We start from the raw sequence: 23,472 nt of genomic DNA on the forward strand, positions 1-23,472 counted from the left end.
GGTCATGCCGACTTGCCGTCCGCCTCGCCGCTTTAATGCCATGCGGCCCTCACATAACGGGCGCATTTGACCGCGGTCATACGTGCGCTGCTTTATACGGCGGGCGGCGGATCTTCCCGCAACGCGTACAACGTATTCATATCCGGCGCATCCAGTTGCCGGATTGTCCGCGCCGGATTGCCGCCCACCAGGGTGCAGGCGGGCACGTCAGCCACCACCACACTGCCCGCCGCCACCACGCTGTGGTCACCAATGCTGACGCCCGGGCAGATGATGGCGCCGGCGCCGATCCACACGTTTTGCCCGATAGACACCGGCTGACCCCAGAAGGCCCAGCGCTGGCGCTCCATCGGATCGACCGGGTGGGTGGCGGTATGGATTTGCACGTGGGGCCCGATCAAGGTGTAGTCGCCAATTTCCACCGGAGCGGCGGCACCGAGGGTGAGGCCGGCGTTGATAAACACTTTGCGCCCCAGCTTGACCGGATGGCCGCCGCCATAGTTGAGCGGCGCGGTGACGTTGGCTGTGTCGTCGGCGCAGACAAACAGTTGCTGGATTAACGCGCGGCGTTCTTCCGGCGGGGTAGCGTCGTCGTTGAAACGTTTGACTGCGGCCCAGGCACGCGCGCGTTCCGGGCTGGGCTTGATGTCTTCAAAGCGATAGCGGATCAGGTCATCCGACATGGTCTAAACACTCGGGGAGCTGGCGATGGGCCAGCATACCGCAGCGCCCGGCAGCCGCTGCGCAATGCGGCAAGCCGGGCTAACCCCGGGTGGAGGGCGTCGCAGCGGCTCAGGCGCGGGCGGCCAGTGCCTCGCGCATGCGGCGCAACGCTTCTTGCAACGTCGGCAGCGGGCAGCCAAAGTTCAGCCGCACAAAGCCGGGCGCATCAAAGGCGCTGCCATCGGACAAACCCACGCCCGCCGCTTCAAAAAATGCTTTCGGGTCGGCAATGCCGGTGGCGCGGCAATCGATCCACGCCAGATAAGTGGCCTGGGGATGGCTGACGCGCACACCATCAACGCCGTCGAGTGCTTTGATGACCAGATCGCGGTTGCGGCGCAGCACCGTCAGCAATTCATCGCGCCAGGGCGCGCCATCGCGGTATGCGGCGGCGCAGGCCACATAACCAAACAGATTGATATGCGGCACGATGCCCGCCTTGGCCGCATTAAACCGTTGGCGCAAGCCTGGATCGGCAATCACGGCAAAGGCGGCGCCCAGGCCCGGTACGTTATAGGTTTTGGAGGGCGCCATCAGCGTGATGGTGCGCGCCGCCATGCCCGGCAAGCTGGCGAAGGGGATAAAAGGGGCGTCGGCGTCTAGGACCAGATCGCAATGGATTTCGTCGCTGATGACGGTCAGGTCATGCGCTTCGACAAAATGCGCCAGCCGCTCCAGTTCATCGCGGCGCCAGACGCGGCCGACCGGATTGTGCGGGTTGCACAGCATGAGCGTGGTACGGCCGGCGTCAGGCAGGGCCTTGAGCGCATCAAAGTCCCAATGCCATTCGCCATGATCGTGCCGCAGCGGAATTTTGTTGAGCGGCCGCTTTGATAGCTGCGGCGCGCTCATGAATGGCGGGTAGATCGGCGTGGCGGTCAGCACATGATCCTGCTCGCCGCCGGTGGCGCGACATGCCACATTCAGCCCGACCACCAGGCCGGGCAGCCAGACCAGCCATTCCGGCGCAATCTGCCAGCCGTAATCGCGTTGCAGCGCGTCAACCACGGCATTGATGGCATCGGGCGTGGCGTCGCCGTAGCCATAGACGCCATGTGCGGCACGCTCCATCACCGCGGCAGTGACGGCGGGCGGTGCAGCAAAGTCCATATCGGCCACCCACATCGGCAGGATGTCTTTGCCAGCATAAAGCTGCCATTTGCTGCTGTCGGACTGGCTGCGGTCGATCGGGGTATCAAAATCAAACATGGGGCTTACCGGAAAGTGGAATAGGGGGCGTGATCAGGCGCGTTGCATCTCTGCCACCACATGCTCGATCAGACGCCGGGCAATGCTGGCGTGCGAAGGCAGGTCGGGTAGCGCGTCGATATCAAACCATTGCGCGTCTTCGATTTCTTCGGGTTGGCAGACGATGTCGCCGCCGTCGTAATCGGCAATAAACGCCAGCATCAGCGAATGCGGAAATGGCCAGCTCTGACTATCAAACCAGCGCAGGTTTTTAACGCGCAGATTGACCTCTTCCATCACCTCGCGGTGCACCGTGCCTTCGCAGGCTTCGCCGGGTTCTACAAAACCGGCCAGCGCGCTATACACGCCCGCCTTGAAATGCGGCGAACGTGCCAGCAGCAACTGGCGGCCGCGTTTGATCAACACCATGATGGCGGGCGAAACGCGGGCGTACTGGCGTTGGTGACAATGCGGGCAGACGCGGGCGACTTCTTGATCGGCAGCGAAGGTGGCGGTACCGCAATAACCGCAAAAGCGGTGTTCGCGATCCCAGCTCATCAACTGGCGGCCGCGCGCGGCAATCCAGAAATCGCCGTCTTCCAGCTGGCCGTGTACGGCGCGCAGATTGTGCTGGGCATAGCCTTCAGGCGCCGCGTCGGCCGCGGGCCAGAACAGCAAACGGCAGGCCTGGCCCGCGCGCTCGCCAATCAGATAATCGGCTTCGGGCGTGCCGAGCGCGGCAATCAGATCATCGGCATGCGGCAAGGCCTGCGCGGCGGTGGCGGGCTGCACGGACGTGTGCGGATCCGGCGGCAGCGGCAGCAGGATGTTTTCGCCTAACCACGCATAACAGCGGGCGGCGGCGTCGGTGCAGGTGGCGGCAAAGCGGGGCGAGAAGTCGGTCGGCAGCATGGCGGACATGATAGCGCGGGACGGCCGCTGCGTGGCGGCAGCGGACACGGTAAACTGGCGCGCTTTATTCCTCTTGTTTCGGCCATCACCCACCCATGCCGCGCCCACCCGCTTCTGCCCGTCGCCCTGCCGCCAAGGCTGGCGGCGCATCCCGTCCTGCCACGGCTGGCGCTGGCGGCCGCCCGGCCCGGCCGACAGCGGGCCCAAAGCGTACGGGCGCAACGGGCAAGGCCATGGCCGCTGGCGCGTCGGCTGGCGGCGCGGACATCCTCAGCATCGCGCGGGCACTGTCGCGGCTGGGTTATTGCTCGCGCAGCCAGGCCGAAGCCTTGGTGCTGGCGGGCAAAGTCAGTGTCAACGGCCGTATCGTGCGTGAACTGGGCCGGCGTGTTGCGCTGAATACTGATCAGTTGGCCGTCGCTGGCGTTGCCGTCGAGGCGGTGGCCAGGGTTTATCTGATGCTGAACAAGCCACGTGGCCTGGTCACTACTGCCGATGACGAAAAAGGTCGCGCCACCATTTACGATTGCATCGCCGATGCCGGTCTGCCGTGGCTAGGGCCGGTGGGCCGTCTGGATAAAGCCAGTGAAGGCCTGCTGTTGTTGACCAACGATACGACCTGGGCCGCGCGCCTGACCGACCCCGCCTCGCATATCGACAAGTGTTATCACGTGCAGATTGATGCGGTGGCCGATGACGCATTGCTGGCGCGTTTGCGCGCGGGGGTGGTGGATGAGGGTGAGCCGCTGCGCGCCAAAGCCGTCTCGTTGCTGCGGCATGGTGAAAAAAACAGCTGGCTGGAAATCACGCTGGACGAAGGCCGCAACCGGCATATCCGCCGCCTGCTGGCCGCGCATGGCATCGATACACTGCGTTTGTTGCGGGTTGCGATGGGCAGTTTGCAGCTGGGCGAGCTGGGCAAAGGGCAGTGGCGCCATCTGACCGCGCAAGAAGTCGAAAAAATTTCTGCAACGGTGTGTCAACCGGGGCAAAAAACCAGGCGTTAAGCCAGTGCGGGTTGCGCGAGTGACCCGTGTGCGGTTGACAACGCTCCGTTGCCTTATGGCACGAGCCTTCCGGGCACCTGTGTAAACAGGTGCCTTTTTTCTTGTCTGTCGCCTGGCCCTCCCCGCTGGCCGCCCACCCGGACGCCACCGCCGTCTGCCTGAATTGTCCCGCCAAATCATTATGTTGCCGCGCACCGGGCAAGGGATAACCACAATTCAGCTTGTAAGCTTTCCCGCGTATATTCCACCGGCATAAAGCGCAGTTCAATACTAAAAACAATCAATCCACTCGAAGAAAACCCGTACGCAAAGACGGGGCAGGGAAGCTCATGTTTACAACGCTCAAAGCGCGCCTGCTGGGCGCTGTCGCCGCTGTGCTGGTGGTGACCGTGGTGCTGGGTGTGTGGCTGTTTGCCAGCGCGCAAGCCAGCCGCACGCAACAACAAGTCAATCAACAAATCGATGCGCTACTTGGCGGCGTGGTCGATACGCTCAGCGTGGCCGACAGCGTGCTGACCGAACGCGTCCAGGGTGCGATGAAGTTGCTGCGCCAGCGCGGCGAAGCCCTCGGCGTAGCCAGTGCCGGGCCGGTGCTGACGGTCAAGGATCAATCGGTGCCCGATCTGCTGCTGGGCGGTACGGCGCAGGCCAATCAATTCGGGCTGGTCGATGGCGTAACCGATACGCTCGGTGGCACGGCCACATTGTTTACCCGGGCTGGCGATGCGTTTGTGCGGGTCTCGACCAATGTAATGAAAGACGGCGCCCGCGCCATCGGCACGCCGCTGGACCCCAAGGGCAAAGCCTATGCCGCGCTCAAACAAGGCCAGTCGTTCTACGGTGAAGTCGATATTCTTGGCGCGCCGTACGTCACGGGCTACGAGCCGATTTTTGATAGCGCGCATCAGGCGGTTGGGGTCTGGTATGTCGGCTACAAGGTCAATCTGCAAGCGCTGCAGGATTCAGTCAGTCGCGCCCGCGTGCTGGACCACGGCTTTGTCGCGATTGTCGATGCCAAAGGCAAGGTGCGCTTTCATTCCAGTAATTACAGCGATGATGCCATCAGCCAGGCGCTGGCCAGCCCGGATAGTCAGTGGGTGAAAGTGGAAAAACAATGGCCAGCGTGGTCGTTCCTGGTGATTGCGGCATACCCGGTCAGCGATGTTGGCGATATGGTGCGCAGCGATGTCATTACTATCGTCAGCATCGCGGCGGCGCTGATTGTGGTGCTGCTCGGGCTGATTTATGTACTGATCGGCAGCCAGGTATTGCGTCCGCTTGGCGGCGAACCGGCCGCGGCGGTGGCGGTGGCGCGGGCGGTGGCCAGTGGCGATCTGTCGCATCCCATCAATACGCGCGGTGCGGCGCCGGACAGTTTGATGGTGGCCATGGCGGCCATGCAGCAAGCGCTGCGCGATATGCTGGGCGAAATCCGCAATGAGGCGAGCCATGTGCAGGAAGTCGCGCGCCAGTTTGGCAGCACGGCACAGCAATTGCATCAGAGCGCGGCGCATCAGGGTGAAGCCACCACCAGCATGGTCAATGCGCTGGATGGCTTGATAGGCGGGATCCGCCAGGTGTCTTTGCACGCCGATAGCGCGGTGACGCTCACGCAAGACAGCGCTACCGCGTCGCGCGAAGGCGAGGCGGTGATCGCCAGTGCGGCCAATGAAATCCGCACCGTAGCCGATCATGTGGCGCGCTCATCCACCGATGTCGCTACGTTGACCGACAAGAGCCGCGATGTGTCGGCGGTGATGGGCGTGATCAAGGAGCTGGCCGAGCAGACCAATCTGCTGGCGCTGAATGCCGCGATTGAGGCCGCGCGTGCCGGTGAACATGGCCGTGGCTTTGCGGTGGTGGCCGACGAAGTGCGCAAGCTGGCCGAGCGCACCAAGCAATCGACCCAGGAAATCAACGATATCGTCGCCGCCATCCAGAACGGCGCGCGCGATTCGAATGAGGCGATGGCGCTGACCCAGCAGAAGGTCACCACCGGCGTGCAGTTGGCCGAAAAGGCCGGCACGGCGATTGGTCGCATCGAAGATATGGCCAATCAGGTGCTGCAGACCACGGCTGAGATCAATACGTTGCTGCATCAGCAAGATACGGCCAGCGCCAAGATTTCCGATAGCGTAAACCGCGTGGCCAGCGCCATCGCGCAGAATGAAGCGGCGTCACGCCAGACCGCCCACCAGGCCGACGAGATGAACGCGGTGGCGGGGCATCTGAACAGCATCCTGGGGCGGTTCAAGTTGTGAGGCATAGGGTGGGACTCGGCGTCCCCGTCTGACCCGCCACTCAAAGGCGTCAGCGAGAACGCAAGCGTATGCGTTTCACTTCGACGGCTTTGAATGGTGGGTCTCGATGGGGACTCCGAGTCCCACCCTATATCATTTCGCCAGTGCCCCGAGGCCGTGGCGGGCCAGCAGTGCGGCGGTGTCATGCAGCGGCAGGCCCATCACGCCGGTGTAGCTGCCTTCCAGATGCGCCACAAACAATCCACCCAAGCCCTGGATGCCATACGCGCCCGCTTTATCCATCGGTTCGCCGCTAGCCACATAAGCGGCGATTTGCGCATCGCTCAGCTCGGCAAAGCGCACATTGCTGGTCGATAGCACGACTTCAATCCCGCTCGTGGTGTGCAGCCCCAGGCTGGTCAACACCTGGTGGGTGGAGCCCGACAGCGTCCGCAGCATGCGCGCGGCGTCAGCGGCGTCCTCCGGCTTGCCCAGAATCAGCCCATCCAGCGCCACGGTAGTATCGGCCGCCAGCACCGGCCGGGTTGGCAGACCCTGCGCCTGCATCGCGGCCCAACCGCTGACGGCCTTGGCGTGCGCCAGGCGTAGCACATAATCGCGCGCCGGCTCGTTGGGCAACGGGGTTTCGTCAACGGGCGCATCGATGCGCATAAAGCGCACGCCAATTTGCCCCAGTAGTTCGCGCCGGCGCGGGCTGCCCGAGGCCAGGTAGAGATCGATATCAGAATTCATGTGAGCTTATTCGCGGTGGTACGGATGGTTATGCAGAATCGACCAGGCGCGATACAGCTGCTCAGCCAGCAGCACGCGCACCATGCCATGCGGCATGGTCAGGGCGGACAGTTGTAACAGCTGATCGGCGCGCTGCTTGACGCTGGGGTCCAGCCCGTCGGTGCCGCCGATGATAAACACCACATCGCGGCCGTCGACATGCCAGCTTTTCATTTGCTCGGCCAGTTTCATGGTGGTCCAGTTGGCGCCACGCTCGTCCAGCGCCAACACGCGTGCGCCATTGGGAATGGCGGCCATGATGCGCTCGGCTTCTTCCGCCATCACTTGCTGCGGCGTACGCCCGCCTGAACGCTTGTCCGGCTTTAATTCCACCAGCTGAATCGCAAATTCGCGCGGCATGCGCTTTACGTATTCGGTAAAGCCTTGCTCGATCCACGCCGGCATCTTGTGGCCCAGCGCAATGATGATGAGTTTCATGGAGTGATCAGGTATAAGACATCGAAACGCAGCCCGGTCCGGGCCGCACCGCACTTTAACACTGTTATCCGAGTACCCGAATTGGACCACCCCATCCAGCCGCTGACCGTCGCCGACCCTACCGCGCTGACGGTGCTGGCTACTGAAGCCGATTTCGTCCTGGTGTACAAACCACCGGGCATGAACTTTCATGCCGAGGGCGAGGAAAGCGGCGTGATCAGCGCCTTGCGCCAACAGATCGCAGGCGATCTGCACGCCGTGCACCGGCTGGATCGCATCACCAGCGGGCTGATTCTGTTTGCGCGCTCCAGCAGCGCCGCGCGCCGCTTTGGCGAGCTGTTTAGCGGCCGCGACATGAATAAATTCTACCTGGCGCTGGCCCACGGCAAACCGGGCAAGAAACAAGGCACGATCGCAGGCGGCATGCAGGCGGGCCGGGGCGGCAACTGGAAGCTGACACGCGATACGCAAAACCACGCCGTCACGCAGTTCTTTAGCTACGGCTTGGGCAGCGGCTTGCGCGCGTATTTGCTCAGACCCCGCACCGGCCGCACCCACCAGTTGCGCGTGGCGCTTAAGAGTTTGGGCGTGCCGATTCTGGGCGATGAACGATACGGCGGCGCACCGGCTGATCGTGGCTATTTGCATGCGTATGCGTTGGAGTTTGAGTGGGATGGCCAGACACATCGGTATATCTGTTTGCCGCAAGCGGGCGAGCTTTGGCCGGCAGAGTGGCCCGAGCTGATGCGGGCGGATTTGCTGGCGCCGTGGGATATCAAGTGGCCCGGAACTGCGGCGGGGGCATAACCGAAATGTGCGTTGCCCCGATGGGGTAACGCACCCTACTGGAGTGGCTCGTGGTGGCGGCTTTGGCTGGTGGGTCTAGACCCACCCTATGAAGCATCGCGGCATTGGCCACCGCAGTGGGTGTGGCCCCGCGACAGCGAAGCGCCTCGCGGTGTCAGCCGCAATGTGTCGGGCGTCGCGAGCGGTCGCAGGTTGCGTACCGCCGGAGCGGAGGAAGCGGAGTGGCCAGTTGGGCCATGAGCATTCCGAGCACCGCCGGGACGCAAGATGCGTCCGCGCAGTAGCCACCAGTGTAAGTGCGAAGTGGGTCTTTAAGCCGGGTTCTGTTCCATTTCTGGCGGTAACCATTCCTCTAGGCGAGCCATTACTGACACGCTCAAGCAACCTACCCGCAGGCTCGACGGGCCGTCTCAACGCCTGCTGCTTGGTCTTGCTCCGGATGGGGTTTACCGAGCCGCCCGGTTGCCCGGAACGCTGGTGCGCTCTTACCGCACCGTTTCACCCTTACCTGATCCGCAGGGCGTTTGCACACCCTGCGGCCATCGGCGGTCTACTCTCTGTTGCACTTTCCGTCGCCTCACGGCGCCTGGCCGTTAGCCAGCATCCTGCCCTGTGGAGCCCGGACTTTCCTCCCCCCACCTTACGGTGAGCGGCGGTTACCCGACCCGCTTCGCGGCGCCATTATCCGTTGTCCGGGGCCAATTGGGCAAACGCTAATCCCGATTGCTGCGCCAACCGGCCCGCCAGCGCGGTGGCGGCGGCCTGGCCACGACGCGTGGCGCGGTAATGCGCAAACACAAAACGCTGGTCGTCGGGGCCGGCAAACAGCACCCACAGGCTATCGGCGCCGATGGTGTTGCGATCCTGCTCCAGCGTCACCCGGTCAAACGCGGCCAGATCGATTTCGCGCGTATACACCGGCAGCAAACCCAGCAGCATGGTGCGACGGCGCAACTGGCGGCCCACCAGCGTTTGCTCGGCCGGAAACATCCAGAACGCCGCGCCCAGGCCCAGCATGGTGTACCAGAACAGGCCGTAGAAATGATGTTCCAGCGTCGGCGTGGTAATCAGCGGCCAACCCCACACCGCCGCCACGATCAGCACCACGCCCACCAGCCACCACACCACGCGCCCGGCATTGCGGTGGACGATCACGCCAGCGTCCAGGCGATGCTTTCACCGGCGCGCAGCGGCACCACGGTATTCGCGCCAAACGGATATTCATCCGGCACTTGCCATGCTTGTTTAGTCAGCGTGACGGTGCCGCTATTGCGCGGCAGCTGGTAAAAGTCGGGGCCGTTAAAGCTGGCAAATGCTTCGAGCTTGTCCAGCGCATTGGCTTGCTCAAACACTTCGGCATACAGCGGCAAGGCCGCGTGCGCGGTGTACATGCCGGCACAGCCGCACGAGGTTTCTTTGGTATGGCGCGCATGCGGCGCGCTGTCGGTGCCGAGGAAGAAACGATTGGATGAGCCGGTTACCGCACGCACCAACGCCTGGCGATGGGTTTCGCGCTTCAGTACCGGCAGGCAATAGTGATGCGGGCGGATGCCGCCGGTGAACATGGCGTTGCGGTTCATCAGCAAGTGGTGCGCGGTGACCGTGGCGGCCAGGTTGGCCGGGCCGGTCGTGACGAAATCGGCGGCGTGGCTGGTGGTGATGTGTTCCAGCACCACGCGCAGCGTCGGCAGCTTTTGCATCAGCGGGGCCAGCAAGGTATCGATAAACACCGCTTCGCGATCAAACACATCCACGCTGTGGTCAGTCACTTCGCCATGCACCAGCAGCGGCAAACCGACTTCAGCCATTTTTTCCAGCGCCGGCATCACCTTATCCAGCGACGTCACGCCGCTATCCGAATTGGTGGTGGCCCCGGCCGGGTACAGTTTGACGCCATGCACAAAGCCGCTGGCGCGCGCCGCGACGATGTCGTCGGGCGAGGTGCGGTCGGTGAGGTACAGCGTCATCAGCGGTTCAAACGTCATGCCCGCAGGCAGCGCCGCCAGAATGCGTTGGCGATAGGCATCGGCCAGCGCCACGGTGGTGACCGGCGGCTTAAGGTTGGGCATGACAATTGCGCGGGCGAATTCACGCGCGGTGTGGGGCAGCACGGCCGCCATCAGCTCGTTGTCGCGCAGATGCAGATGCCAATCATCAGGGCGGGTAATGGTCAGGGTTTGGGTCATGGCGCGGGTATCGCTTGTCGGGATGAGAAAAGGGGGAAGGGCGCGCCGCTTAGCGCTTCTGGATCACGAATACAAACTTGCCGTCGACCGTATCGCTGGCCAGCAAGGGGTTCTGCGTGAGTTTGCAAAAATCGGCAAAGTCTTTAACGGTGGCGGGATCAGTGCAGGTGACATGCACGGACTGACCGCTTTGCAATCCGGCCAACGCTTTTTTGGTGCGCAGGATGGGCAGGGGGCAGTTCAGCCCGCTCAGGTCTATGGCGAGGTCGGCATTCATGCAGCAGGCTCGGTATCGGGCAAAAGAAGCGCATTTTAACGCGGCCGCGCCGGTCGTGCCCGCGCTGCTACGCCAGGTTACCGTCGCGGCAAGACGCAAGGCATGTGCCAGGCGTATCATCAGCGGGTTTTTCGCCGCCGCAACACTGGAGTAGAGACCTTGAAACGCCTGATCCCGCTGACGCTGGCCGCCCTGTGCCTGCTGAGCAGCGTCTTCGTATATGCCGATAACGTCGGCCAGAGCCCTGACAATCCGCGCAATGGCAACAACCGTGGCGCCAGTTCGGATGGCGACAAAGATCGCGATTTCAGCTTTAGCAATCTGCTGAAAAGCACCTTGCCCACGCCGGAAGAAAAGCCGTTTACCAAGCCCGAACTGTCCACGCTGGGCAACTGGATTGAATTCCGCAACAACAAGGCCTGGGGCAACGAGAAGTTTCTGGTCTCGGAAGACAGCCTGAGTGTGGGCAAAGACGCCATCGTGCGTTATGCCGCCGCCATCCCGCTGCGCGACGGCAAGACCTTTAACCATGTGTATGAAGGCATAGATTGCGATACCGGGCAGTTCCGCACTTATGCCTTTGCCGGTGCCGATGGCAAATGGTCCGAGATGAACCGCCCGTGGGACAAGATCAAGGTAGAAGGCTACAACGCCTTGCAAGCGCCCTTGTACGAGATGTTCTGCAGCGCGCGTGACCCGGTTTCGATCAAGGAAATGAAAGAAGAACTGGGCACCAAAATCGCCTTCCCGGCCTGCCCCGGCTGCCATAGCAATGGCGGCGGCGGTCAATAATCAACACGCATAGGGTGGGTCTAGACCCACCCACCCAAGTGGCAGGGCAAGATAGCAATGCCTGGCCATGGCTTTGGGTATGGCTGGGCAACTGAGCGACCCGGGGTGGTAATGCGTGGCGCGCGGGTGCCTGGCTATGGCTTTGAGTGGTGGGTCTGGACCCACCCTATGCCGTTCGTCGCCTTTGGATGTTCTTCGGGCCGTGTGTTCACGCGGCTTTCTGTTGTTTCGTAAGTAAAACACCGTAGTTTCATATCGCCGACTACCGGCGTTATGATGCATTCAAACGCAATTCAAACCGGTTTGACTCGATTTAGGGCGAGCCGACATCGCCTATAACGGATAGGTTCGGCCGCACCGGCCCGTGATCAACGAAACCAGAAGAAGACAGCATGGAACAGGCAGCAAACCCGAATGTGCAATGGTGGCGTGGCGCCGTCATTTATCAGATTTACCCGCGCAGCTTTGCCGACAGCAATGGCGATGGGGTGGGTGATCTGAACGGTATCTCGGCCCATCTCGATTACGTCGCCAGCCTGGGCGTGGACGCCATCTGGGTGAGCCCGTTCTTTAAATCGCCGATGAAAGACTTTGGCTACGACGTGTCGGATTACCGCGATGTCGATCCGCTGTTTGGCAATCTGGAAGACTTTGATCGCATGCTGGCCAAAGCGCATGCGCTGGGCCTCAAGGTCATCATTGACCAGGTGCTGTCGCATACCTCCGACGAACACGCCTGGTTCAAGGAAAGCCGTCAAAGTAAAACCAATCCCAAAGCCGACTGGTATGTCTGGGCCGATCCGCAGGCTGATGGCTCGGCGCCCAACAACTGGCTGAGCGTGTTTGGCGGCCCGTCCTGGCGCTGGGATACCCGCCGCTGCCAGTACTATCTGCACAACTTTCTGCACAGCCAGCCCGACGTCAACTTCCACAATCCGGAAGTGCAAGACGCGGTGCTGGGCGAAATCGAATTCTGGCTGCAACGCGGCGTGGATGGCTTCCGCTTTGACGCCTGCAACTACCATTTCCATGATCGCCAGCTGCGTAACAACCCGCCGGCCACCAAACGGGATACGGCCTCGGTGAGCGCGGAAAACCCCTACGGTTATCAACAACACAAATACGATAAATCGCAGCCGGAAAACCTGGCGTTTCTGCAGCGCATCCGCAAATTGCTCGACCAGTACGGCGCGGCGATGAGCGTGGGCGAAGTGGGCGATGACGAAAGCATCAGCCTGATGGCGCAATACACCGGCGGCAACGACAAGCTGAATATGGCGTACAGCTTTAACCTGCTGACCGCAGATTTCTCCGCCGCGCATATCCGCAAGCAAGTTGAAGATCTGGAAAGCCAGCTCAACGACGGCTGGGGCTGCTGGACCACCGGCAACCATGATTCGGTGCGCGTGGTCAGCCGCTGGGGCAAAGACACGCAACATCCGCGTTTTGCGCCCACCATCCTGGCGATGCTGGTGTCGCTGCGCGGTTCCAGCTGCCTGTATCAAGGCGAAGAACTGGGCCTGCCCGAAGCGCAATTGACCTTTGAACAACTGCAAGATCCGTACGGCATTGCGATGTGGCCGGAGTTTAAAGGCCGCGACGGTTGCCGCACGCCGATGCCGTGGCACAAAGACCAGCTGAATGCCGGTTTCAGCCCGACTGAACCGTGGTTGCCGGTGGCCAGCACGCATGTGCCGCTGGCAGTGGATGCGCAAGAAGGCAAAGACGATACGACGCTGGCCGCTTACCGTCGCATTCTGCACTGGCGCAAAACACAACCGGCCCTGCTGTTGGGCGATATCTCTTTCCTTAAAGCGGAAGAGCCGGTGCTGGCCTTTACGCGTAAACACGCGGGCCAGACGCTGGTGGCTGTGTTCAACCTGAGCGAACAGCCACAGACTTACGAACTGCCGTTTGATGTGGCAGATCTGGCGGGCCACGGCCTGGAAGGCGCTAGCCGCAGCGGTACCACGCTGCACCTGGATGCCTGGGCGGGCTGGTACGGCACCGCGCAATAAGCAGTTTTGCAAAACAGGTCGGACCACCGACATTCGCCGCCCGCTACGCAGCGGGCGGTCACCGCTCAGGACTCAGAGACGCAATGGCCACGGTTAGCCTCAAGAACATCAAGAAACGCTTTGGCGATGTCACCACGCTGCACGGCATCGATCTGGAGATCAACGACGGCGAGTTTGTCGTGTTTGTCGGCCCCTCGGGCTGCGGCAAGACCACGCTGCTGCGCACGATCTCGGGCCTGGAAGACATCAGCGAAGGCGAGCTGCAGATTGGCGGCGTACGCATGAACGAACTGCCGCCGGTCAAACGCGGCATCGCCATGGTGTTCCAGAGCTACGCCTTGTATCCGCATATGAGCGTGTTTGAAAACATGGCGTTTGGTTTGCGCCTGGCGGGGATGAGCAAAAAGGATTACACGCCGATCGTGCAGCAAGTGGCCAAGGTGCTGCAGCTGGACCATCTGCTGGAGCGCAAGCCCAAAGAATTGTCGGGGGGCCAGCGTCAGCGTGTGGCCATCGGCCGCGCCATCGTGCAGAAGCCTGAAGTGTTCTTGTTTGATGAGCCCCTCTCCAACCTGGATGCGTCGTTGCGCGTGCAGATGCGCATCGAAATTGCGCGCCTGCACCGCGAGCTGGGCGCGACCATGATTTATGTGACGCACGATCAGGTCGAGGCCATGACGCTGGCCGACCGCATCGTGGTGTTCCGTGCGGGCCAGCTGGAGCAGGTCGGTACGCCGACCGAGCTGTACCACGAGCCGATCAACCTGTTTGTGGCGGGCTTTCTGGGTTCGCCGGGCATGAACTTCCTCAGCGGCACCATCAGCAGCATCGGCGCGGACGGCGTGCAAGTAGCGCTAACCGGCAACCAGAATGTGACCGTGCTGGTGGATGCGGCGGGCGCCAAGGTGGGCGATGCCGTCACCGTGGGCGTGCGCCCCGAACATCTGCATGTTGATCTGACCAGCAATATCCTCACCGGCAACGCGGTGGTGCTGGAACGCCTGGGTGATTCGTCGGTGCTGTACCTCGACAACGCCGCCGCCAAGGTGCCGATGTCGGTACGCATGCCGGCGCTGCGCCATGTGGATATCGGCCAACGCGTACCGCTGGGCTTCAAGCCCGCGCACGGTTATCTGTTTAACGCGGACGGCAAAGCCTTCCGCCGGCTGGACCCCCTCGCTGAATAATCTGTAGTCAAAATCTGCGCACTACCGCTCGGCGGAATGGCCCGTAAAGTACGTATTGGACCGTATACCCCGAGTGTGCCGCCAGGCATATGGTGCTTAGGTTTTTCCTGCGGTCAAACCGGTTAGGGAACATACAGAAGCGGCCTTTTACAGGCACGTTTCAAAACATGAAAACACTAGATGGAGAGTCAGAATGGATATCTCGCGTAGTCGTTTGGGTCGTCTCGTGCTGTCGTCGGTCACAGTGGCCGTCATGGGCTTGGGTGCTGCGTCTTCGTACGCGGCCGAACCGGGCAAGCTGTTGATCTGGATCAACGGCGACAAATCGTACAAAGGCCTGATCAAGGTCGGTGAAGCCTTCACCAAGGCCACCGGCGTGCAAGTGGTGGTGGAGCGTCCGGAAGACGCCGCCAACAAGTTCCAGCAAGCCGCTGCCGCAGGCAAGGGCCCGGACATCTGGATCTGGCCGCATGACCGCATGGGCGAATGGGCCACCGCCGGCCTGCTGTCGCCGGTTAACCCGAGCGCCAAGGTCAAGAACGAAATCGATCCGCTGGGCTGGAAAGCCTGGACGGCCGGTGGCAAGGTCTGGGGCTACCCGATCGCCATCGAAGCAGTAGGCCTGGTCTACAACAAAGACCTGGTGCCGACGCCGCCCAAGTCGTTTGATGACGTAATCGCACTGGACAAAAAACTGTCTGGCCAAGGCAAGAAAGCCATTCTGTGGGATTACACCAACACCTACTTTACCTGGCCGCTGCTGGCCGCCAATGGTGGTTACCCGTTCAAGGCCAAGGCCGATGGCACCTATGATGCCAACGACGTGGGCGTAAACAACGCGGGCGCGGTGAAGGGCGCTGAAACCCTGATGAAGCTGATCAGCTCGGGCGCGATGCCGAAGTCGTCGTCGTACGCCGAAATGGAAGCCGGGGTTAACCAGGGCAAGGTTGCCATGATGATTACCGGCCCGTGGGCCTGGGAAAACCTGCGCAAGAGCAAGATCAACTTTGGCGTCGCGCCGATCCCGACCGTGGACGGCAAACCGTCCGCGCCGTTCGTGGGCGTGCTGGGCGCCATGGTGACGCAAGCCAGCCCCAACAAGGATCTGGCGGTGGAGTTCCTTGAGAACTATCTGCTGAAAGAAGAAGGCCTGAAGTCGATGAACGACGACGTGCCGCTGGGCGTGCCTGCCAACAAGGCGTTCTACAACCAGCTGAAGTCTGACCCGAACATCGCCGCCACCATGAAGAGCGCGCAAGCCGGTCACCCGATGCCGAACAACCCCGAAATGGGCAAGTTCTGGTCGACCATGCAACCGGCCCTGCAGAACATCACGCAAGGTCGTCAAAGCGTGAAGGAAGGTCTGGATGCAGCTGCGGCCAAGATCAAGGCCAAATAAGCCTTGATGGTCTGAAGTTGCAAGGCGCTCGCGTTGTCCGCGCGATGACGTGAGCGCTGGATGGTCTTGTGGATATCGGCAAGCTGCCACTTGCCGGTATCCAGTCCAGATGTTCGGCATCTGGCGTGATGTGGTTACTCTGATTGGCAACACCGCCGCCGTCCGCTCGGGTTGTGGCATCTCACTTAAAACATATAGATTGGATGTTCCGGGCGCAGTTGACGCGTATCCGGCTAAGGAAAACCTGGCATGCAACGCAAACTGGCTCGCTGGGCTGGCCCCGCACTTGGCCTGCTGCTGATACTGGCCGCACTCTGGCTGATCTTCGCCGTCTATACCGCCGGCCATCCGCTGATCGCGGTGTTGTTCCTGGTGATACTGGGCGCATCCACCTGGCTGTTAAGCCATCCCAAACTGTACCCGTGGCGCTATTTATATCCGGGCGTCTTTGCCGCCTTGTTATTTGTGGTGTTTCCGGCGGCGTATACGGTGAGCATTGGTTTTACCAATTACAGCTCCACCAACCTGCTGACGTATGAGCGGGCAACCAGATATTTTCTCGACCAGACTTATTCTGGCGCGGGCGATAGCGGCGGCGATTCGCTGGCCATGGGCGTGTATCCCGACGGCGGCAAAAAACGCGTTTATTTAAGCGATGACGCGGGCCACGGCTGGCAATCCGACGCGCTCGATATCGACAAGCCCACCGGCAAAGTGCGCGAGGTGGAACTGAAAGCCGCAGCGCAGGCGCCAACGGGCAGCAAAGCGCAAATCCGCGATTTGATCGCGATGCAAGGCGCGCTGAAAGAACTGCATATGAAAGTGCCCGAGCATGCTGGCCAATACCAGATGGCGGGCTTTTCGCGCGCCGCGCCGGCCGCACCGTTATTCCAGCAAGTGGATAAAGGCACGCTCAAGAATCTGCAAACCGGCGAAATCCTGAAGGCCAATTTCCGTACCGGCTATTACGAAACCGCCAGCGGCGATAAAGTCTCGCCCGGCTTCACCGTAGGGGTGGGTGGCGCCAACTTTGCGCAATTGTTTACCAGCAAACAATTCCGCGGCCCGCTATTGGCCATCTTTACCTGGACCGTAGGCTTTGCCTTGGCCACCGTGATTCTGACTTTTGCCGTGGGCTTTTTGCTGGCGGTGGCCTTGTCGTGGGAATCGCTGGCCATGCGCGGTTTGTATCGCGTGCTGTTATTTCTGCCGTATGCCGTGCCGGGCTTTATTTCGATCCTGATTTTCCGTGGTTTGTTTAACGAAAACTTTGGCGAAATCAATCTGGTCTTGCATAGCCTGTTTGGTATCAAACCCGACTGGTTTTCCAATCCGTGGCTGGCGCGCGGCATGTTGCTGATCGTGAATACCTGGCTCGGTTATCCGTACATGATGTTGCTGTGCATGGGCCTGATCAAATCGATTCCCAGCGAATTGTATGAAGCCTCGGCGATTCATGGCGGCGGCGCCTGGACCAATCTGCGCCGCATTACGCTGCCGCTGATTGCCAAGCCCATCATGCCGCTGCTGCTGGCCAGTTTTGCCTTTAACTTCAACAACTTTGTCTTGATCTCGTTGTTGACCGCAGGCGGCCCGGATTTCCCCGACAGTCTTACCCCGGCCGGTTCCACCGATATTCTGGTGAGCTACACCTATCGCATCGCCTTCCAGGATTCGGGCCAGAACTTTGGCCTGGCGGCGGCCATCTCTACCGTTATCTTTATTCTGGTGGGCGTGTTGTCGCTGATTAACCTGAAGCTGACCCGCGTTAACCAATCCACGGAGCGCAAATAATCATGGCCATGGTGCTCGATAAAAGTCATACCGGCCGCGTGGTGGCCACCCATCTGGCGTTGATCGCATTTATTGCGCTGTGCCTGTTTCCCTTTTTGATGATCGTGTCGATTTCCTTGCGACCGGGCAATTTTGCGGCGGGCAGTTTATTGCCCGACCATATCAGCCTGGAACACTGGAAACTGGCGCTGGGCTTTAGCTATATCGATCAATTTGGTCACCAGATTGATCCGCCGTTTCCGGTCCTGCGCTGGTTATGGAATTCGATCAAAGTGGCCATGATGAGCGCGGTGGTCATTCTGGCGTTGTCCACCACCTGCGCTTATGCCTTTGCCCGTCTCAAATTCCGTGGCCGCGCCATGGGTTTGAATGCGCTGTTTTTGATGCAGATGTTTCCGTCGGTATTGTCGTTGATCGCCATTTACGCCATCTTCGACCAGATCGGTAATTACATTCCGTGGCTGGGCATTGATAGTCACGGTAGCCTGGTACTGGCTTATGCGGGCGGGGTGGCGCTGCATATCTGGACCATCAAAGGCTATATGGAAACCATTCCGGTCGAGATTGAAGAGGCGGCATTGGTGGATGGCGCCAGTCATTTCCAGACATTCCGCTATGTGTTGTTGCCGATGGCTGTACCAATTTTGATCGTGGTATTCCTGTTGGCATTTATTGGTGCGATCATTGAGTACCCCGTGGCCAGCGTATTGCTGCATCAAGAGCAGAATCTGACGTTGGCCGTCGGTTCAAAGCTTTACTTATACACACAGAACTATCTGTGGGGAGACTTCGCCGCCGCGGCGATTCTGTCCGGTTTGCCTATTACGCTGCTGTTTTTGTTATCGCAGCGCTTTATGGTCAACGGGCTGACATCGGGCGGGGTGAAGGGATAAGAGCACCGCAGTGCGCGCCTGACGACTCGTTCACGGCAGGCGTGCGGTGGTGTCTCACAAGGGGACGGAATAGAAACGGTTGTCTTTGCACGCGACTTATGCCGACTCTCCCAGAGAGTCGGCTTTTTTTATTGTGGTACGAGCGATTCTGGCGGGGCATTTTGCGTTCCGGCGGTGCTCGCAATCCTCACGTACAAAACGTACGCTCCGGTTGCTCCGCTCCGGCGGCCCGCAAACTGCCCGCGCCATAATCGCTCCGAGGCATTGCGGGTACACCGTCTGTTTGCCTGGTGCTGCTGTTCCTGGATGAGGGCGCGCAATGCGCTTCGCTGTTGCGTTCCGGCGGTGCTCGCAATCCTCACGTACAAAACGTACGCTCCGGTTGCTCCGCTCCGGCGGCCCGCAAACTGTCCGCGCCATAATCGCTCCTTAGCATTGCGGGTAAACCGTCTGTTTGCCTGGGACCGCTGTTCCTGGATGAAGGCGCGCAATGCGCTTCGCTGTTGCGGTGGGGCGTGCGGGGTTGCGTTTTTTCTGACGAACCGGGTTTTACTGCTTGCCTGCGCCGCGGCGCTGTAATTCACAGTCGCCGGGCGGCACCAGCAATCCTTTCTGCCCAACGCGGCTTTGGCCATGACTGCCCCAGCCGCAGCTGGGGCAGCCGGTATCAAGGCTGGTACGCCCAGAGGTCGGTTTCGACTACCGTAAAACTTTGGTTGTACAACGCGATGCCGCCCAGTGCCCAGAAGCGGCCGGACGTGTCTACCCAAGTGGTCGGCGCACCGCGCTGACCCATCGTATAGCCGGTGCTGAACTGGCCCAGTGCGCCTTGGATACTGGGTTGTAGCGGGGTTTGTGCGCCGCTGACCCACGTCCACAGTTTGCCGTCGAAACGCCACATATCGTTTTGGTATTGAATTTCGCCATTGATGTCGCGGGCGCCGCCGTACAGCCAGATATTGCCATCGCGGTCGCGCCAGGTGGCGGCGCCGGCGCGGCCACCGGGGTTGTTGCTAGCGGCGGCGATGCCTTGCTGGCCATACACCGGTGCGGTGTTATAGGTGCTGTTGCCGCTCCACGTCCAGGCCGTGCCATTGAAGCACCACATTGCGGCCGTATAGCCGCCATATTGCACGCCACCATACAGGCAAAGGTTGCCGGCGCGGTCGATCCAGGTGCTGGCGTGGTAGCGCCCGCCCGGCCAGTTGCTGGCGTCGGCTACGCCTTGCTGACCGTACACCGGGGCGGCATTGATGTCTTGCGAGCCACCCATCCAGGTCCAGTTGGTGCCGTCGAATTTCCACAGGTCTTCCAGCGGCTGACCGCGCTCGTTGGAGCCGCCATAAATCCAGATATTGCCGGCCTTGTCTTGCCAATGTTGTGCACGGGTACGCGCGGGCGGCAGGTTGGTGGCGGCGGCGACGCCTTTGGTGCCCATCGATACGGTGGTGGGCTGCACAATGCGCGTCCAGGTTGTGCCGTCCAGTCGCCACATATCGTTGTCGACCGCATAGCTAGCATTATTGGTGCCCTGGCTTTCCATGCCGCTAAACACCCACAGGTGGTTCTGTTTGTCGATCCAGGTCACCGCCTCGGTACGGGTAGCTGGCCACGCATAGTTGCCGATAGGCTCCGCAAAATTAATCATGACCTGGGTCCAGGTCTTGCCGTCAAAGCGCCACACGTCGTTGTACGTATCGTATGAAAAAATCGAAACGTCGGCGTTGCCGCCAAACACCCATGCATTGCCTTGGGCGTCGACTGCGACGTTGGCCCCGTAGCGCTGCGTGTAGATACCGCCAATGTCATGCGGATCGCTCATCAACGCCCAGCTGTCATGCAGGGTATCGGTACACGTGACCGCGACATCGGAAATGGGCCGGCTACCCATGGTGCCGTCGCCTTGCGCGACTACGCAGGTTTGCGCTGCGGGCTGGGTTTTAACGTAAATCGAATAGGCACTGCCGGCTGCCTTGGCATTGCCAAAGAAAAAGCTGCTGGCATTGGCGGCAACGTCCACAGTGTTGTCGCCATCAGCCAGTTGCAAGCCGCTGCTGGTCAGGCCGGTCACCGAGCCCCCAACGGCATGATCGCAACTGATGATCGCGCCGTAGGCATCCGCGTTGTTGATCGTGCCGCTGGCATGGCTGATGCTGCATAGCAATCCCGGCGTCTGGCTCTGAATGACCAGGTTATAAACCGCGCCATTGGCTACATTTTGCGGAAACGCAAACTGGTCCGCGCCATCGGGCACTGTAATGGTCTGCCCATTGCTACTTACGCTGACCGCACCGCCCGATAATCCGGTGGCCGTGCCGCCCAGGCGATAGCTGGCCGCACCTGCACCGCTGGACCCATTGGCCGCGCCGGAATCTCCGCCCCCACCGCCCCCACACGCCGCTAACGCGCTGACTAACGCAGCGCCCAGCGCAAATCGCATCAAGCCCATATCAAAAATCCCTGTTCGTTATGATCGGCCTCGTGAATACCGGGCCGTTGGCCACTTTTGGCGGCCACACATCATACGAATGCAAGGGATGGTACGTAAGGCCAACGTAACGTTGTGTGGCGTTGATACCGAATTCGCGCACCGCGTGCAGGGCCGAAACCGAGCGCGCAGTTCTCATTATTTAAATTGCCTTCGGCAACTATTACCCGGATTTACTTGCTGACGACAATCAATCCGTCGCACAGTATTAGCAGCGATTCTCATTTGCAATTAAGGAAGATTCGCTGCCATGAAGTACCGTCTGCTTGCTGTCGCCTTGTCCTCTTGCTTCCCTTTTAACGCCATGGCCGCGGAACCCTCTCCTGCGGCTGGCACATTGGCGGAGGTGCTGGTCAAGGCGGGCCCTGATACCACGTTCAATGCCTCTACCGTCGGCGTCGGCACTTTTCGGGATCAGGCGGTGGTGGATGTGCCTGCCACCGTTAACGTGATCAATCGGGCGGTGCTGGAGGCGCAGGCGGATGCCACGTTCTACGATGTTTTGCGCAATACGGCCGGGGTGACGCGGCAACAGCTGCCGGGGGAGGTGTTTGATAACCTGGCCATCCGCGGCGTGCGCGTGAATAACAGTACCAACTTTCGTCTGAACGGCGCCTTGCCGCTGTTCAACCTGATGGAAATTCCGCTCGACAATATGGAGCGGCTTGAAGTGCTGAAGGGGGTCTCGGCGCTGTATTACGGTCATACCAGTCCGGCCGGGGTGATCAATCTGGTGACGCGGCGAGCCGGCGCGCAGCCCGTGACCACGCTCGGGTTTAGCGTTAACGACAACGGTGGCGCGTTGGCCAGCGTGGATGTGGGGCGGCGTTGGGGTGAACAACAGCCAGCGGGGCTGCGTATCGTGGCGGCGGGGGGCAGTTTGCAGTCGGCCACCGAGGGCGTGCATGGCAAGAAAAGGATGATCAGCGCCGCGCTGGACTGGAAACCCACCGAGCGCCTGACGCTTAAGGCCGATCTGGAATACGCCCGCAAGCAGATCATCGAACAGGCCAGCATCAATTTGTTGCCCGCCAGAAACGGACGCATCAGCCTGCCGCATCTGCCTGACCCCAAACGCCTGATCGCGCCGGATTGGGCCTGGTTTGATGGTGAGCAGCGTTCCGGTTTGCTGCGGGCCGATTATTCCTTGAATGCGGATTGGGTACTGACGCTGGAAACCGGCGCGGCCCGGCTGGAGCGCGACCGGATCTTTACGGATATGAAGAACTACAACCTGGTCAGCGGCGCGGGCACGTTGGCGGGCAATCGTCGCAATGCCGTGTTCAGCAACACGATGTATCGCGCCGAGGTGTTCGGTAGCCAGGATTGGGGCAGCGTGCGCCACGAGGTGACGTTGGGCGCGGAAGAAATCAGCCTGCATCAGGGTGCGTCGAAGATGGATCGCTTTAGCGCGCGCCAGAATCTGTATAACCCGATTGCGCTGCCGTGGTTGCCTACGACGGGAAGCAGTACCACCGACGCCTTGCATTCCACCGACCTCGGTCTTTATGCGATGGATCGCCTGATTCTCAACAGTCAGTGGCAGGCGATTGCAGGTGTGCGCTACACCCGCTTTGACAGCGAACAGGGCAATTATCGCTACAACCCGCGCCGCTTTACGCCTTCAGCGGCGTTGATCTACAAGTTCACCCCTGTCTTCTCCACCTATGTTTCGTATAGCGAAGGGCTGGAACAGGGTGACCGTGCGCCCGAGACCGCCACCAATGCCACTGTGGCACTGGCACCGGAAATCGCCAAACAGGCCGAGCTAGGGGTGCGCTATATGCCCGCCAGCGGGATGCAGTATTCGGCGTCCTTGTTTGATATTGATCGCGTGGCGAGTTATCTGAACAGCAGCAATACCTTTGTGCAGGACGGGCATGAGCGTAACCAGGGCATCGAGGTTTCTGCGCAAGGCCAGCTCTGGCCCCGGTTTGCGCTGCAGGCATCCGGCCAGATCCTGAAATCGGCATTCCGTGGTGCGTCGGCAGCGCTCAATGGCAAGGTGCCGGAAAACACGCCGCGCTATACCGCCAGCCTGTTCGGGCAATATCAATTCCAGGCGCTAGCGGGGCTGTCGCTGAATGCGGGCGCGTTTTATACCGGGCCGCGGCCGGTGAATGACCTGGATCAGGCGTGGATAGGCGGCTATACCCTGGGCAGCCTGGGCGTGCGCTATGCGGACAAGCTGTTCGGCCAGCCCACCAGCCTGCAACTCAATATCGAGAATCTGACCAACAAGCGCTTCTGGTCCGCTACCGGGGGTAATCGGCTGGGCGTGGGCATGCCGCGTACGGCAATGCTGGCGCTGAAGGTTGATCTATAAGGCAG

At 60.9% G+C, this 23,472-nt stretch carries 19 protein-coding genes and 1 other RNA gene; 10 read left to right on the forward strand and 10 right to left on the reverse strand.

All coding sequences use genetic code 11. The annotated features are described in order from the left end of the window. Positions 1 to 92: 92 nt before the first annotated feature. The 3 genes from ACYQ1A_RS08700 to nudC all read right to left on the reverse strand — a co-directional run bounded on the left by ACYQ1A_RS08700 (position 93) and on the right by nudC (position 2,832). Positions 93 to 683 carry a DapH/DapD/GlmU-related protein gene (locus ACYQ1A_RS08700; RefSeq protein WP_499361713.1) on the reverse strand — a complete coding sequence of 197 codons (591 nt, stop codon included), beginning with the start codon at positions 681 to 683 and terminating at the stop codon, positions 93 to 95. Positions 684 to 792: 109 nt separating this feature from the next. Next, complete coding sequence (locus ACYQ1A_RS08705) at positions 793 to 1,932, reverse strand: MalY/PatB family protein (RefSeq protein ID WP_499361714.1); 1,140 nt, start codon at positions 1,930 to 1,932, stop codon at positions 793 to 795. Between the two features lie 33 nt (positions 1,933 to 1,965). Then, entirely contained in the window at positions 1,966 to 2,832 is an 867-nt protein-coding gene (nudC, locus tag ACYQ1A_RS08710; protein WP_499361715.1) for an NAD(+) diphosphatase, read from the reverse strand. 224 nt (positions 2,833 to 3,056) lie between these two features. Between nudC and ACYQ1A_RS08715 the strand changes: the two genes are divergently transcribed. Both ACYQ1A_RS08715 and ACYQ1A_RS08720 read left to right on the forward strand, forming a co-directional pair. Beyond that, the gene (locus ACYQ1A_RS08715) at positions 3,057 to 3,830 is read left to right on the forward strand and encodes a pseudouridine synthase (protein ID WP_499361716.1); all 774 of its coding nucleotides are present in this window, start codon (positions 3,057 to 3,059) and stop codon (positions 3,828 to 3,830) included. A gap of 329 nt (positions 3,831 to 4,159) precedes the next feature. Then, positions 4,160 to 6,091, forward strand: coding sequence for a methyl-accepting chemotaxis protein (locus ACYQ1A_RS08720; protein ID WP_499361717.1), 1,932 nt, complete (start codon positions 4,160 to 4,162; stop codon positions 6,089 to 6,091). A 132-nt stretch (positions 6,092 to 6,223) separates the two neighbouring features. Here ACYQ1A_RS08720 and ACYQ1A_RS08725 read toward each other — a convergent pair whose 3' ends face one another. Next, a complete protein-coding gene (locus ACYQ1A_RS08725; RefSeq protein ID WP_499361718.1) occupies positions 6,224 to 6,823 on the reverse strand; it encodes a Maf family protein in 600 nt (199 codons plus the stop codon). A 6-nt stretch (positions 6,824 to 6,829) separates the two neighbouring features. After that, the gene (rlmH, locus tag ACYQ1A_RS08730) at positions 6,830 to 7,300 is read right to left on the reverse strand and encodes a 23S rRNA (pseudouridine(1915)-N(3))-methyltransferase RlmH (RefSeq protein WP_053938552.1); all 471 of its coding nucleotides are present in this window, start codon (positions 7,298 to 7,300) and stop codon (positions 6,830 to 6,832) included. Between the two features lie 81 nt (positions 7,301 to 7,381). Here rlmH and ACYQ1A_RS08735 point away from each other — a divergent pair, with 81 nt between their 5' ends. After that, complete coding sequence (locus ACYQ1A_RS08735) at positions 7,382 to 8,107, forward strand: pseudouridine synthase (protein WP_499361719.1); 726 nt, start codon at positions 7,382 to 7,384, stop codon at positions 8,105 to 8,107. 296 nt (positions 8,108 to 8,403) lie between these two features. Here ACYQ1A_RS08735 and rnpB read toward each other — a convergent pair. From rnpB to ACYQ1A_RS08755, 4 genes are all read right to left on the reverse strand, one after another. After that, positions 8,404 to 8,779: RNase P RNA component class A (rnpB, locus tag ACYQ1A_RS08740), an RNA gene on the reverse strand. 9 nt (positions 8,780 to 8,788) lie between these two features. Next, positions 8,789 to 9,262, reverse strand: a complete 474-nt coding sequence (locus ACYQ1A_RS08745) for a hypothetical protein (protein WP_062220820.1) — start codon at positions 9,260 to 9,262, stop codon at positions 8,789 to 8,791. After that, complete coding sequence (gene pyrC, locus ACYQ1A_RS08750) at positions 9,259 to 10,293, reverse strand: dihydroorotase (RefSeq protein WP_499361720.1); 1,035 nt, start codon at positions 10,291 to 10,293, stop codon at positions 9,259 to 9,261. Before pyrC ends, ACYQ1A_RS08745 begins: the two co-directional genes overlap by 4 nt. A 49-nt stretch (positions 10,294 to 10,342) precedes the next feature. Beyond that, on the reverse strand, positions 10,343 to 10,570 hold the full coding sequence (locus tag ACYQ1A_RS08755) for a sulfurtransferase TusA family protein (protein ID WP_499361721.1): 228 nt from the start codon (positions 10,568 to 10,570) through the stop codon (positions 10,343 to 10,345). A 159-nt stretch (positions 10,571 to 10,729) separates the two neighbouring features. Between ACYQ1A_RS08755 and ACYQ1A_RS08760 the strand changes: the two genes are divergently transcribed. The 6 genes from ACYQ1A_RS08760 (at position 10,730) to malG (ending at position 18,653) form a co-directional block, all read left to right on the forward strand. After that, on the forward strand, positions 10,730 to 11,362 hold the full coding sequence (locus tag ACYQ1A_RS08760) for a CNP1-like family protein (RefSeq protein ID WP_499361722.1): 633 nt from the start codon (positions 10,730 to 10,732) through the stop codon (positions 11,360 to 11,362). Positions 11,363 to 11,754: 392 nt separating this feature from the next. Next, positions 11,755 to 13,380, forward strand: a complete 1,626-nt coding sequence (locus tag ACYQ1A_RS08765; RefSeq protein ID WP_499361723.1) for an alpha-glucosidase family protein — start codon at positions 11,755 to 11,757, stop codon at positions 13,378 to 13,380. 83 nt (positions 13,381 to 13,463) lie between these two features. After that, positions 13,464 to 14,567 carry an ABC transporter ATP-binding protein gene (locus ACYQ1A_RS08770; RefSeq protein WP_499361724.1) on the forward strand — a complete coding sequence of 368 codons (1,104 nt, stop codon included), beginning with the start codon at positions 13,464 to 13,466 and terminating at the stop codon, positions 14,565 to 14,567. A gap of 193 nt (positions 14,568 to 14,760) precedes the next feature. Continuing rightward, positions 14,761 to 15,966: a maltose/maltodextrin ABC transporter substrate-binding protein MalE gene (malE, locus tag ACYQ1A_RS08775; RefSeq protein ID WP_499361725.1), complete on the forward strand. Its 1,206-nt coding sequence runs from the start codon at positions 14,761 to 14,763 to the stop codon at positions 15,964 to 15,966. Between the two features lie 249 nt (positions 15,967 to 16,215). Beyond that, positions 16,216 to 17,760: a maltose ABC transporter permease MalF gene (gene malF / locus ACYQ1A_RS08780; RefSeq protein ID WP_499361726.1), complete on the forward strand. Its 1,545-nt coding sequence runs from the start codon at positions 16,216 to 16,218 to the stop codon at positions 17,758 to 17,760. Between the two features lie 2 nt (positions 17,761 to 17,762). Continuing rightward, entirely contained in the window at positions 17,763 to 18,653 is an 891-nt protein-coding gene (gene malG / locus ACYQ1A_RS08785) for a maltose ABC transporter permease MalG (protein ID WP_053938561.1), read from the forward strand. Between the two features lie 667 nt (positions 18,654 to 19,320). Here malG and ACYQ1A_RS08790 read toward each other — a convergent pair. Beyond that, on the reverse strand, positions 19,321 to 21,102 hold the full coding sequence (locus ACYQ1A_RS08790; protein WP_499361727.1) for a Kelch repeat-containing protein: 1,782 nt from the start codon (positions 21,100 to 21,102) through the stop codon (positions 19,321 to 19,323). Between the two features lie 289 nt (positions 21,103 to 21,391). Between ACYQ1A_RS08790 and ACYQ1A_RS08795 the strand changes: the two genes are divergently transcribed. Then, positions 21,392 to 23,467, forward strand: coding sequence for a TonB-dependent siderophore receptor (locus tag ACYQ1A_RS08795; RefSeq protein WP_062220810.1), 2,076 nt, complete (start codon positions 21,392 to 21,394; stop codon positions 23,465 to 23,467). Positions 23,468 to 23,472: the final 5 nt, after the last annotated feature.

The sequence above is a fragment of the Silvimonas sp. JCM 19000 genome (genome assembly GCF_054652575.1).

What these genes read in the sequence shown, in the direction of transcription:
- ACYQ1A_RS08765 (WP_499361723.1), top strand. Translation starts at nt 11,755, where the DNA reads ATGGAACAGGCAGCAAACCCGAATGTGCAATGGTGGCGTGGCGCCGTC.
- ACYQ1A_RS08770 (WP_499361724.1), top strand. Translation starts at nt 13,464, where the DNA reads ATGGCCACGGTTAGCCTCAAGAACATCAAGAAACGCTTTGGCGATGTC.
- ACYQ1A_RS08715 (WP_499361716.1), top strand. Translation starts at nt 3,057, where the DNA reads ATGGCCGCTGGCGCGTCGGCTGGCGGCGCGGACATCCTCAGCATCGCG.
- malF (WP_499361726.1), top strand. Translation starts at nt 16,216, where the DNA reads ATGCAACGCAAACTGGCTCGCTGGGCTGGCCCCGCACTTGGCCTGCTG.
- ACYQ1A_RS08790 (WP_499361727.1), bottom strand. Translation starts at nt 21,102, where the DNA reads ATGGGCTTGATGCGATTTGCGCTGGGCGCTGCGTTAGTCAGCGCGTTA.
- ACYQ1A_RS08795 (WP_062220810.1), top strand. Translation starts at nt 21,392, where the DNA reads ATGAAGTACCGTCTGCTTGCTGTCGCCTTGTCCTCTTGCTTCCCTTTT.
- ACYQ1A_RS08755 (WP_499361721.1), bottom strand. Translation starts at nt 10,570, where the DNA reads ATGAATGCCGACCTCGCCATAGACCTGAGCGGGCTGAACTGCCCCCTG.
- rlmH (WP_053938552.1), bottom strand. Translation starts at nt 7,300, where the DNA reads ATGAAACTCATCATCATTGCGCTGGGCCACAAGATGCCGGCGTGGATC.
- nudC (WP_499361715.1), bottom strand. Translation starts at nt 2,832, where the DNA reads ATGTCCGCCATGCTGCCGACCGACTTCTCGCCCCGCTTTGCCGCCACC.
- ACYQ1A_RS08725 (WP_499361718.1), bottom strand. Translation starts at nt 6,823, where the DNA reads ATGAATTCTGATATCGATCTCTACCTGGCCTCGGGCAGCCCGCGCCGG.
- malE (WP_499361725.1), top strand. Translation starts at nt 14,761, where the DNA reads ATGGATATCTCGCGTAGTCGTTTGGGTCGTCTCGTGCTGTCGTCGGTC.
- ACYQ1A_RS08700 (WP_499361713.1), bottom strand. Translation starts at nt 683, where the DNA reads ATGTCGGATGACCTGATCCGCTATCGCTTTGAAGACATCAAGCCCAGC.
- ACYQ1A_RS08720 (WP_499361717.1), top strand. Translation starts at nt 4,160, where the DNA reads ATGTTTACAACGCTCAAAGCGCGCCTGCTGGGCGCTGTCGCCGCTGTG.
- malG (WP_053938561.1), top strand. Translation starts at nt 17,763, where the DNA reads ATGGCCATGGTGCTCGATAAAAGTCATACCGGCCGCGTGGTGGCCACC.
- pyrC (WP_499361720.1), bottom strand. Translation starts at nt 10,293, where the DNA reads ATGACCCAAACCCTGACCATTACCCGCCCTGATGATTGGCATCTGCAT.
- ACYQ1A_RS08705 (WP_499361714.1), bottom strand. Translation starts at nt 1,932, where the DNA reads ATGTTTGATTTTGATACCCCGATCGACCGCAGCCAGTCCGACAGCAGC.